At 43.9% G+C, this 12454-nt stretch carries 8 protein-coding genes and 2 tRNA genes; all 10 read left to right on the top strand.

Features of this window, described 5'->3' with window-relative positions:
• The first annotated feature begins 635 nt into the window (after window positions 1-635).
• Window positions 636-1265, top strand: a complete 630-nt coding sequence (cysC, locus tag ACJJIJ_RS09410; RefSeq protein ID WP_252081996.1) for an adenylyl-sulfate kinase — start codon at window positions 636-638, stop codon at window positions 1263-1265.
• Window positions 1266-1468: 203 nt separating this feature from the next.
• Window positions 1469-3835, top strand: coding sequence for a DUF6351 family protein (locus ACJJIJ_RS09405; protein ID WP_444939378.1), 2367 nt, complete (start codon window positions 1469-1471; stop codon window positions 3833-3835).
• Between the two features lie 95 nt (window positions 3836-3930).
• Window positions 3931-4006, top strand: a tRNA-Val gene (locus ACJJIJ_RS09400).
• A gap of 27 nt (window positions 4007-4033) precedes the next feature.
• A tRNA-Asp gene (locus tag ACJJIJ_RS09395) sits at window positions 4034-4110 on the top strand.
• Between the two features lie 446 nt (window positions 4111-4556).
• Window positions 4557-5525, top strand: coding sequence for a 1-aminocyclopropane-1-carboxylate deaminase/D-cysteine desulfhydrase (locus tag ACJJIJ_RS09390; protein WP_444939377.1), 969 nt, complete (start codon window positions 4557-4559; stop codon window positions 5523-5525).
• 193 nt (window positions 5526-5718) lie between these two features.
• The gene (locus ACJJIJ_RS09385) at window positions 5719-6588 is read left to right on the top strand and encodes an NAD(+) kinase (RefSeq protein ID WP_252081993.1); all 870 of its coding nucleotides are present in this window, start codon (window positions 5719-5721) and stop codon (window positions 6586-6588) included.
• Between the two features lie 39 nt (window positions 6589-6627).
• Window positions 6628-7020: an FAD synthase family protein gene (locus tag ACJJIJ_RS09380; protein WP_444939376.1), complete on the top strand. Its 393-nt coding sequence runs from the start codon at window positions 6628-6630 to the stop codon at window positions 7018-7020.
• Window positions 7021-7066: 46 nt separating this feature from the next.
• A complete protein-coding gene (locus ACJJIJ_RS09375) occupies window positions 7067-8191 on the top strand; it encodes a CDP-glycerol glycerophosphotransferase family protein (protein WP_444939375.1) in 1125 nt (374 codons plus the stop codon).
• Window positions 8188-9345 (top strand): capsular polysaccharide export protein, LipB/KpsS family, encoded by a 1158-nt coding sequence (locus tag ACJJIJ_RS09370; protein WP_444939374.1) that lies wholly within the window; start codon window positions 8188-8190, stop codon window positions 9343-9345. The genes ACJJIJ_RS09375 and ACJJIJ_RS09370 overlap by 4 nt, the downstream gene beginning before the upstream one ends.
• A 64-nt stretch (window positions 9346-9409) precedes the next feature.
• A complete protein-coding gene (locus ACJJIJ_RS09365; protein ID WP_444939373.1) occupies window positions 9410-11968 on the top strand; it encodes a CDP-glycerol glycerophosphotransferase family protein in 2559 nt (852 codons plus the stop codon).
• Window positions 11969-12454 lie beyond the last annotated feature (486 nt).

The raw sequence follows: 12454 nt of genomic DNA, 5'->3' as shown, positions 1-12454 counted from the left end.
AACGCTCTTTTAGGTTGTGCCATAGTCCTTACGTGGCACTTCTATATGCGGGATGCGAAATATTTAAAGGTATAGTTGTCTATGCTTGCATAATGTCATTAGATGAAATGAGGCTAGATTTATAACGTAATATTTAATTGTTTATATGTGCTGTAACTGCAATATAGAGCGCAATGAGATATGCTTTAGTTGCTACCTGGTTAATACTGATTGTTGTTTAATGAAACTTATTTGAAAGTGCACAGTATTGAGGCATTGAATTTATGATGCTTTCAATAAGATTATAATCATTACCAAATTTAGGTTAAATCTATTTGCTGGCCCACAACAGTCAATGGAAAAATAGTCTCTACTTCTCGACCAGGGAAAAAGGCGCTTTTTCTTAGGGTTTAACACCTCAAATTTTTCTATTTTGGGTGCCATTGTTCTTGCTTGAGGTCAAAATTTAGAAATAAGTGGCCAGAGGTACTTATGCACATCCACTACTATATGTGGTTTAATATGCTATAAGCAAAGCCTTTACGCTAATGCTTCAAATGCCTGATAATTGGCCGTCTAGCCTCTGGGGGAGTGGTTTCTTGCGAACCTCTCACTGAAGAGGGAATAGGAGTTGAATCAAAATCTTGGAGTGATCGGTGACGACAACAGTTGAACGCAAGGCGACCAATGTACATTGGCATGATGGCGATGTAACTCGTGACAACAGGGCCAGTATTCTTGGTCACAAAGGCGTGACCCTTTGGTTCACCGGCCTGTCGGGTTCCGGCAAGAGCACGGTAGCAGTAGCGGTTGAGAAGGCTTTGGCTGCGCGAGATGTCCTGAGCTATCGCTTGGATGGTGACAATATACGTTTGGGAATCAACTCAAATCTAGGCTTTTCTGCTGAAGATCGCAAAGAAAATATCCGTCGTGTAGGTGAAATTTCCAAACTGTTTGCGGACACTGGGATAGTGGTTCTCAGTAGCTTTATTAGTCCATATCGAGAAGATCGCGATATGGTTAGAAAGATGCATGAGGATGGCAATCTGCCTTATTTGGAGGTGTTTGTAGACTGTCCACTGGAGGAGGCAGAATCTCGTGACCCTAAAGGCCTTTATAAAAAGGCTCGTGCGGGTGAAATTAAGGGTTTTACTGGAATTGATGACCCTTATGAAGCGCCTATTTCCCCTGAGTTGCGTCTCAATACAGCAGAAATGACCTTGGAGCAAGAGGTGGAAGTGATTATTTCTACCCTGCAAGAGAAAGGTCTTATTGCCAAGGATTAAGCTGACTTTTATGAAGCAAACTATAAGGGAAGCCTGATGGGCTTCCTTTTTGTCTTTGCCTGATTTGTTGGGCTACTTGGTTCGATATTTCTGATACATCCTTCCTATAAGTCCTCCCCGGCGCCAACTGTCGGTTGACCTCTTTATCCCTTCATATACTCAAGCTGTATCACTTGGTGAAGTTGACAGCTGTGGAGGCGTTTATGTCGACAAGGGGAGCTTGGTTTCTCTCTGTATTTTTCTTGGCGCTGCTCGGAGTGCTGGGGGTAGTCGCTTGGATCGCGTATGCGAAATTGCCAAAAGTACATGGCAAAGCAGATGCTCCAGTAATAGGGGTGCCGGCTGGCGCTCTTGATTATGCTTCTACACCGGCTTATGCGGGGCCTCACCCTAGAATGATGTCACGTCCGCCTGAGTATTTTCCATTCCCTATCTCAATTGGTGAGGTTGGACCAGTAGAAACGTTATTTACTGGCCCCTCAAAGTACCCCTTCTTTTGTGGTCGTAATGCGATCACCGATAAGCAGCCATTGGTTGATAACCAGGCCAAGGAGGGGGTCCCAATTTTTGCTTTAGGTCCAGATGGGAAGAAAACCAAAGAGGTGATTGGTTATAGCCGAGACTGTAGCCATGCAACGGAGGTAACGTACTTCTATAGGAGCACAACAGATGGAAGCTTTTATTACCTACATGAAGCACGTAACGATATTGATAAGGTAACAGTAAATGGTCGCCAAGTAGATTTTATTGTCCGTGTCGAAACAGGCACGATTAACCGGCATCATTATGCTATTGCAGCTCTGCGAGGAGACGGCGAAACTGCCGAAAAACCAAATGCCAGCAATTGGAACCGGCGTTTGATATATCAGTTTCGTGGGGGAGTAGGTATAGGTTGGCGCCAAGGTAATTTGAGCAAAGGAGATGTGACAACTCGGCGAATGGACCAGTTGGCTCGAGGATATGCCATCGTTTATTCGACGGCGAATCAAACCAGAAATCACTATAACTTATGGTTGGCAGAGGATACGGCACGGCGCCTAAAAAAACAGTTCCAAGCACTCTATGGTGAGCCCATGTATACGGTTGGTATCGGTGGCTCGGGAGGTGCTATTCAGCAGTACATCTTGGCGCAAAATGCACCGGGGCTACTGGATGCGGCGATACCACTTTACTCCTATCCAGATATGGTTACCCAGACTATCTATGCCTTTGACTGTGAGCCTTTAGAGTATTTTTTCGATGTCCTGGATACTAACAACCCCCGCTGGCAGGATGTTGAGGAGCGTCAACGGATACAGGGGTTGGCTGCGAACCCTGAGGCGGATAGCCGCTTCAAGCTGATTACTTTAGCCGCTGGTTTGTTTGATGGCCGTTATAGGGGACGACCAAGCGGCGCAACTGAATGCGTAGAAGGTTGGCGTGGTTTGGTGCCACTGGTAAATAACCCAAACTTTGTACACTTCTTTAAAAGTTTTTCCGGTGATTTGCCGGATAGAGTGCATTGGACACATTGGGAAAATCTTCGCCAGTTCTATGGTGCTGCTGAAAATGGCTATGCGAATACAACCTGGGATAACGAAGGGGTTCAGTATGGGTTGAAAGCGTTGGTTGATGGAGAGATAAGCATCGATAATTTCTTAAAAATCAATGCTGCAATAGGTGGGTGGAAAGCCCCGCAGAATCAGTCGCAAGAAAAGCTCTGGTTTCTCAATGGTGGGCTTTTTCCTGTGCGCCTTTCCGTATGGAGTGAGCAAAATTTAAACATGGGGACTCTGGCGAGCCCAGCTAGGCGTAGCCGCGCGGATTTGGAGGCAATCAAGGGGATTTATAGGTCTGGTCATGTTTTCCTTGGGGATGTAGAGATTCCGATAATTGATATGCGCCACTATCTGGACGAAGAACCAGATATGCATCACAGCTCGGCTTCTTTTTCGACTCGAGAGCGTATCCGGAGGGCCCGTGGCCACGCTGACAATCAACTGATCTGGATGAGTCACAAAGACTACAACCCATTGGATGATGCGCTTGATCTGGTCGACCGGTGGATGCAAAACATCATTAATGACCCTGCTAAAGGTGTAGTTGGTAATCGACCTGAGGATGCCAGTGACCAATGCTTTGATAGCGAAGGTAATGTACTAGCATCAGGATCTGATGTTTGGAATGGAGACTGGAACCGCCAGTCGAAAGGGAAATGTATGCGGGAATACCCTGCCCACAGCACCTCAAGGCAGGTGGCCGGAGCACCAGTGACTGATGACATCTTTAAGTGCGCGCTTCAGCCGGTGGAGAGGGCTCTTGCAAAAGGCGTCTATGGCTCTCATACGGAAGAGATATCAGGTCGTCTCGATGACTTACGCCGCATCTTCCCAACAGGGGTATGCAACTACAATGAACAGGATTTGGCCCGCCCAAGAGAGCAGTTGATTCCTAAAGGGGTCCCAGTGCGAATTGCAGGTCATTTAATTGACCCAGACTATCGACAGGGCAAGCTATTGCAGGAGGCAAGTGTTGGGGAGGAGGAGATGCAGCCGGTGTCTGTACCTTCGGAAAGCATGCCCGATGAATAATAGTGGGACTTGGCGCGAAAATTATTGACAGGAAATTATATTCCAGTAATATGCGCCTCGCTCAAGGGGCAAGGCCCTTTAAGAAGATGAGCAGCGGGTGGTTAGCTCAGTTGGGAGAGCGACGGCCTTACAAGCCGTAGGTCACAGGTTCGACCCCTGTACCACCCACCAACTTCCTAAATGGAAGTTTACTACCGAGGACCGGTAGTTCAGTTGGTTAGAATGCCGGCCTGTCACGCCGGAGGTCGCGGGTTCGAGTCCCGTCCGGTCCGCCAGATACGATAAAAGGCCCGTACATATGTACGGGCCTTTTTTATTTGTGTGTGTGGCGAAGTGGCAATTAGTTCTGAGAATCTTTGGAGCTGCGCCTTGCTTGGCCCCTTAAGGTTATTTGAGGTGAGTGGCACAACTCTTTTTCCTTGTGCTCAAGCTTGCGGTAGTTGGCGGGAAGGAAGGAGTTTGCAGCAGGTATGTTACCCTCAGCATTCTGCGCTAGGGGGGGCTCTTCATCTCGTCCATATGATCTCTGGCTAAGTGCCGAGCACTAACCTAATACGGAGGGCGTTAGACTCTATCGTATTGCTGGCTCTGGATGGGTTGGGATGCACACTTTGCTCGTGAACTTTTTTTGTGGGGGGGGGATTGTGTCTTTATCGGTAAAGGGCTGCTTTTATGGAGTAAACCCTGTCAAACTGCCTCTTTTTAAAGGGGTTGGAGATACGTGACAGTTTCCTACCTGACAACTCTTGATCTGGATGCTTTCACTGAGGCTGCGCGCGCGATTCCTTACCAAAAGGTCCGAAGTAATCTTTTTCCGGGAGTTGAGGTTTGGATTCGTCGTGATGACCTGCTGGACCCACTTATTTCAGGTAATAAAGCGTATAAGCTCATTTTTAACTTGATTAAAGCGAGGGAGCTGGGTGTCGAGACGCTAATCACTTGTGGTGGAGCATGGTCAAATCACTTGCATGCCACTGCTGCTGCTGGAGCGCGGTTTGGCTTTCGCACAATTGGTATTGTTCGAGGTGAGCGCCCACCGGTGCTTAGTGCCATGCTTCAAGATGCCGAGCGCCTCGGTATGAAATTTATATTCGTGTCCCGTGAATTATACAGGCAGCGCAGCCAGTCAGACTTTCTCAATCGCGTTGGTGTTGGCTCTGCTATTGGGGCCTATTTGCCGGAAGGTGGGGCAAATCTTGCCGGGGTAAGAGGAGTTCATTTACTGGGGGAAATTATTGAAGGAACTGTCCCCATCAACTTTGACCAGCTTTGGGTGGCCTGTGGAACTGGACTAACACTGGGCGGCTTAAACTCTTCCATAAGTAGCTTTCCTGTACATGGTGTTGAGGTGCTAAAAGCGGGAGGCTTTGTTCGTCGAGCTGCCTGGCATTGGTTCGCGGCGTTATCACAATATAATACATCAGGCCTCAAAAAGAAAAGCGCAGGTGAGGTTGAGCTGACTGATGAGTTCCATTGTGGAGGATATGGTAAGTACCCCATTCGACTACAGGAGTTTCACCGGGCTTTTGAGATGCAAGCTGGCATCCCTCTAGACCCTATTTATACTGCCAAGCTGCTGTATGCGATTTCGCAGAAAGCTAACGAGGGTCATTTCAGCTGTGGCACCAAGATTTTGGCGCTCCACTCCGGCGGACTACAGGGTCGGCGTGGATTTCAACTAGGCTGCTAGGCTAAAAATTCCCTTCTTCGTATGGTAATTTCTCCTACCCCGGGTGTGTTTGTTCGACTCTAAACGCAAGCTAAGGCATAATCTCCTGTCACTTTTTGAGAAGCTTTTCCCGCCGTCGTGTAGTACCAGCTTCGATGTCTGAAAGGTAAAGTATCAATCGTAAGGCCCAGGCTCGGGCACCTGAGAGGGAGCGGTGTCGGAATTTCAAAATATCGGTCTGATCGGCCGCACAGGAAGTGATAGTGCTGTGCTTTCACTCAAACGCCTTATGGCTTTTCTTGAGCAAGAGGGCTACGCGGTCGTGTTGGAGAAGGATACTGCAACAGCAGTATCTGCCAACAAGGCACGTGTCTCTTCAAAAGAGAAGTTAGGCGAACTCTGCGACTTGGTCATTGTAGTAGGTGGCGATGGCAGCCTACTCGCTGCTGCTCGTGCTTTGGCAAAATTCAGTGTGCCCTTACTCGGTATTAACCGCGGTCGTTTAGGCTTTCTCACTGATATCACCCCGGATGAGGTTGAACGAAAAGTCGGGGAGGTTTTGGCTGGCAAATATATGGCCGAAAGCCGCTTCTTGCTGGATATGTCTGTGGCGAGAGGCGGTAAGCCGGTTGACAGGGGCACTGCATTAAATGATGTCGTCCTACACCCAGGTGAATTTATCCGTATGATTGAATTTGACCTCTACATTGATGGTCAATTTGTCTATACGCAGCGCTCTGATGGGCTCATCATTTCTACGCCGACAGGTTCGACAGCGTATGCACTTTCGGGTGGAGGCCCGATCATGCATCCAAAACTCGATGCAATTGTCTTGGTCCCGCTAAACCCACATACCCTGAGCAGCCGCCCGATCGTTGTAGAGGGCAGCAGTGAATTTAAAATCATTGTGGGAGGGCAGAATATCACTAAGCCTTATGTAACTTGTGACGGTCATGATCAGATAATCACTGAGCCAGGGGATGTGATCCGTATTCATAAAAAACCGCACCGATTAACGCTGGTGCACCCCTTGGAGCATAATTTTTACGAAACTTGCAGGTCGAAACTTGGTTGGGCCGAGTAAATTAAAAAATTACAAGTTATAAACAAATGAGAGGTATCAGTGAGAGTTATTACATTTGGGACTTTTGATGTATTTCACATCGGCCATGTAAATATCCTTGAAAGAGCGAAGGAATTAGGGGCTTACTTAATCGTAGGCGTCTCCTCTGATGCTTTGAATATCAGCAAGAAGGGACGTCCACCAATTTATAGCCAGGATGACAGGATGAAAATTGTTGAGTCACTTCACTGTGTTGATGAGGTATTTCTTGAAGAGTCGCTTGAGCTGAAAGCTGAATATATTAAACGATTCAATGCTGAAATGCTTGTTATGGGAAATGATTGGGAAGGTAAGTTTGATCACTATTCAAATTTGTGTGAAGTTCGCTATTTTCCTAGAACAGAAGGAATATCGACAACTCAGGTGATAGATTTGGTTAAGGAGCGGGCTTAGAATCATGTATTGGTATAGGGTTACTGGAGAATAGTGGGGGCAATAAATGCGATCCATCTGCTTCTACGTTTGGAATGAGTACCAGCTGGCAAGTTTTGAGCCTCTTATTAAGCTTGTGAATGGATATGTTGCTATTGAAAACCGCGGATATAATTCCGATTTTGTTGCTACTACTGAGTATAAATATAGAAACACGAATAAGTGCTTGAAATTTTTGCGTGGTGAAGGTGCTTCCGAATTAGATCAGTTTGACTTGATTGTTGCACACACTGCTTTTTCCGGTGTGGCAGAGCTAACTTCCGCGAAACTTGCATTTATACAGTATGGTCTAGCTAAAGAGGAATATAATTACGGTCTATGGAGAGGGTTAGCTGATGTGAATTTCGTTTTTGGGCCGTATTCTCAAAGAAAAATATCTTCAGTTGCCAGTTCTATTGATGTTGGCCACCCAGTACTTAGCAATTTGCGTAAGCAGAAAGTTCTAAGGAGCAAAAACTCAACTACTCCTACAGTTTTATATGCACCAACTTGGGGGAAACACTCATCTCTCGAAAGTAGTATTAGGGAGCTAAAATTATTAGCTTGTAAATACAATGTTGTCTTAGCTCCTCACCATAATACACTAATATTCAATTCGGCTGTAATCGAAAATATTCCACCAGGCGTAAAAGTTGTACATGATTCTGAATCTCGGGCTTTATCATTGCTGTGTGCCGATATAGTGGTGTCTGATTACAGTGGTATGATTTTCGATGCCTTTTATCTTGGAAAAAAGGTTGCAGTTATAAGGAATGATGCTCTTCTGGGAGTAAGTGAAAAAATAGGCCTGGACTCTATTGAGCATAGAGAGATAGATAAATTTGCTAAGGTTATCAAGTCAATTTCAGAATTGCCATCAATTGGCGCTAGTCAATTTCCTTATTTTAGGTCAGATTCAAATTATTATACCAACCTAATTTCCAATTTTAACAATGCTGATGAGGTACTGGCGGATAGGCTGTCGAATCTGGAATTTTGTGCTCGACATGATGATCTTCGCCAAAAAGTGCGTGGGCAGTGGCGACTGATTGAAATAGAGAAGATGCAACTAAAATCTGAAATTGCGATTTCTAATGCTAAAAAAAAGGGGGTTTTTGCACGTGTACTTAAAAAGATCCAGAGGCTGATGTGAAGCAAGTGTTGTTATTCGTTCCCTTAAGTAATAAGCACCGACTGCCTATAATGGAGCAAATTGCTAGGGAGGAACGTCGTGTAGGAAATTCAGTATCTATTTATGTCGAGCTAGTGACCCCCATAAATGATGATGAGAATAGCGTTTCATTAAATATTGACGCTCTGCTCCTACATTTGGATCACAATGTTTATGAGCGAGTCTTCGTTGGCATACCTAGCCTTATCCAATTGTGGCAAATGCTGAAGCGAACTGGTTCAGGCAGAAAGCGATATCTTGAGCTGAGAAAAAAAACTTATAGTCAGATATTGAGAAAGAATAAATTTGACTATATTTACCTCTGGAATGGAAATTTTTCCTATCAAGCTAACTTTATAAAATTAGCTAAAAAACTGTGTCTTAATTTGAAATATGTAGAAGTTGCTTGGTTCGATCAAAATAATACATACTATGTAGATCCAAAAGGAGTAAATGCTAACAGCATAATCGCAGGTAATGCTCATACCATATCTGAAAACTACCTGACGAAAGGGCAAGAATTCTGTAAAAACTACAAAGATCTAAAGTTTTCAGGATGCTCTATTTCAGACAGCTATATTCTTGTTCCGATGCAAGTGGAATCAGACTCCAACATTAGACTATATTCTTCCTATAAGTCAATGTCCGAATTTATTGATGATTTATCCACTTGGTTGCCAGAAAATGTTGAAGTGCGTGTTCGACGCCATCCAAAATCTGCAATGCCAGAGTTTTCACTGCCACGCAATTTTTCTTGGTCACAAGAAAGTAATCTTTTCGAAGATATTGCTGGTGCTAAGTGTGTGGTGGGGATAAACAGTACAGTGCTTCTGCAAAGTCTAGCATTGGGAAAACCTGTGATCGCTATGGGGCAGGGGGTTTGGGGAAACCATCACTCCATCATTGCGGGCAATACTAGTTTTAAGTTTCGATATCCTGAATTCGATATGCAGTCAGCCAGTGCATTAGTCGGGTATCTGATAAAATTCCAAAAACATTATGACCAGAATATATTTAAAGAAAAGAAAAAGTGGGGTTCATTGGTCATTGCATTTCTGCTGATCTTGGGCGGTTGTAGGACCTTGTTGGGGCATTATAGTGCTTTTTTATTGAAGTTTTTTAAGCCCCTCAGCTGAATTTCCAATGTTATTAATGACTAACAATTTATAAAAGTTAAGTTTTATATAAGGTGGTTTTCTTATGAAAGACTATGCGAGATATTTGAGTAAGGGTGGACCTAAAATTCTAAGGGTATATAAACCACTGGATGAAAAGTTGCGAAAAATATCTTTGTATCAAAAGATGTCTACGGCTCTTCACCGTGCTTACCACAAAAGCGTGGAGCCCTTTATGGGGACAGATGAGTATTACGCAAAATACTTTGACTTATTGCCTGTGGAAAATAATCTGATTATATTTGAAAGCTTTTGGGGGCGAAAAATAGCCTGTAACCCTTATGCAGTGTACCGGGAAGTGGTAAATGACCCGAGAATGCAAAGCTATAAGATTATATGGGTGAAGAATGAGGGGGTAGAAGCACCTGAAGATGTAACAAAAAACAAAAATGTAACATTTATCAGCTATCAATCTGTAGATTATGCTAAGGCATTGCTGCGAGCAAAATATTTAATTAGCAATTCAACTTTTCCCGCCTATTTTATCCGTAAGCCTGAGCAAGAATATGTCAATGTTTGGCATGGGATTCCAGTCAAGCATATGGGACTTGATTCCGATCCGGCAATCTCCGCCGCGGCAAATACTCAGAGAAATTTTTTGCAGGCCTCGAAAATATTATTATCGAGTGAATATGCTATTGATAAGACAGTTGCTCCGTATGGCGCTAGTTCTTTAACAAGGCCAAAAGCGAAAGTCATTGGCTCACCGCGAATAGACTTTACCCTCAATACAGATTGTAGAGCTGTTAAAGCAAAGCTGGGAGTAAAGGAAGATAAAAAAGTAATACTCTATGCCCCCACTTGGCGGGGCCGCGTAAGCTCCGTTTCTGGCGATGTAAATCAGCAATTGGCTGTGATACAGGAGCTGCAAGATCGATTTGGTGAAGAGTACCATTTATTGCTGTCCATTCATAATTATACTCGCAGTAAAATGGAGTCTGTGCCGGAGGGGGTTACCCTAGTCCCAGATGAAGTGGATATCAATGTAATTCTTGCTGGAGTTGATATCCTCATTACTGATTACTCAAGTATTATGGTAGATTTCTTGGCGCTGAATAGGCCGCTAGTACTTTTTGTGCCGGATCGAATTGAGTATGAGGAGGAGCGCGGTCTATATATCTCTTTAGATGAATTACCCGCAACATTGGTTTATAGCTTGAAAAATCTGGGGCGAGCCATCTCGGATAGTAGAAAACCTTCTTCTTTTGAATCTTGGCAGAATGTCAAGAGTCTTTTGCTGCCCGCTGAAGATGGTGGTGCAAGTCGTAGGGTTGTCGATGAAGTATGGTTTCCAGAGGCCATGAGTGAAGGTCAGAAAAAACTCAAGAAGAGAATTTTTATTCATCCGGGCACCTTTATGCCCAATGGTATAACTGCTTCCTGTTTGAATTTGCTTAGTAATATAGATTATGAGAAATATGATGTATATGTAATGGTCGATACTTCGCTAGTTGGGAGAGATGACGCAAGAATGCGTTGCGTAAATCAAATCGATCCCCGGTGCCAGTTAGTACTTCGAAGGCCCAAGTTTGTACTTTCTGCAGAAGAAAATACAATATATAAATTATTTGGGGATGGAGTTGCACTTTCAGCGACAGAAACAAAAATTCTCAAGTGCGCATTTGCTCGCGAAGTAAAAAGAGTAGTTGGAGAGCATAAGTTTGATGTAGCGATTGACTTCTCTGGATACTCACACTTTTGGTCTCTTTTTATTGCAAATATGTCGGCGAAGCATCATGTTATTTATCAGCACAGTGATCTTTTTTCTGAGGCAAATAATAATAAAGGGTACAAAATTAAGTATGATAAGCAGCTAAAACAGGTTTTCAATTGTTATAAGTTCTTCGATGATGTGGTTTCTGTTTCACAGCAGGTTGGGCAGGTAAATTATGAAAACCTTAATGGTTACTACTCTAAGAGAGCTCGTGTATCAGTAGTAAGAAATTCATTGAATTTAAAAAAAATTAGACATAAAGCCACTGCTCCAGTTTCCTTAATTTCTCCCAAGTTTGCGATGATAAGTTCTGAAAATGGGCCTGTTAAGTTTGTAAGTATTGGTCGCCTTTCTCCAGAGAAAAATCAATCTCGACTGCTCAAAGCATTTTCAAAAGTTATAAAAGAGGGCGTGAACGCAGTTTTATTTTTGGTGGGTGAAGGTCCGCTACGCGAAGCGTTAGAGGCTGAATCTCAGAAGTTGCAAATAGAAGACAGGGTTGTATTTACTGGCTGGGTAAGTAACCCATATCCACTGCTGGCGGCCTCTGATTGTATGGTTTTGTCTTCTGACTATGAGGGGCAACCGATGACCTTGCTGGAGGCGTTGTCCTTAGGGATTCCATGTATAGGGACTAATATACCCGGTATCCGTAGTGTACTCGGAAATGGCGGAGGAGTTTTAACAGATCAAAATGATGCTTCACTGGCGGAAGCGATGATTAAGTTTTCTGAATCCAATCAGGATAGCAAAATCGATTTCAATGGTGAGACATATGTTGATATGGTAATGAAAGATTTCTACCAGTCTCTAATCCCGATTTCTGAAAAAGTTTCTTCGAAAGATGATATGATGCTTTCTGATGTGTAGCTATCAATCCATGCTGAGCAAGGGGAAGAATAGAAATTTTAAATCAATTTAAATTGTAGACATTCCTATTCCTATTCCATTTGCAACGCCTCGATTATTTGGGGTGTTGCATCTTAAATTAACCAATATATAGTTGCGGTTTCACAACTTGAAATCTGCTATTTTCACACAATTGTATAGAGAAATACCCGCAGTGGTGACTTGATTCAAATCAGAGATAACTGGCAATCACTGGAAGTTGATCAAAGCTGCCTTCCGAAATTAAAACGAGGAAAGGGAGACCCCAAGCCCATTGATAACCGAGTATGCTTCCAAGATATCTAATAGGCTTTACACTCCGGAGCACGATGGAAAGGTTTTCCTTCACGCTACCCATCGCCGAGCGCCTGCAGAAAAAGGCTTTAATTAGGGGGAGAGTAAGACTCTTGGTTGCAAGCCTGGATAAGATTTTTGGAGCAGTTGGGTCGACAATCTTTCCTTAACGGG

It is taken from the genome of Microbulbifer mixtoriginis (SeqCode) (genome assembly GCF_052467945.1).
Note: the sequence above shows the minus strand (reverse complement) of the source record. Positions and strands in the feature narration are given on the sequence as shown.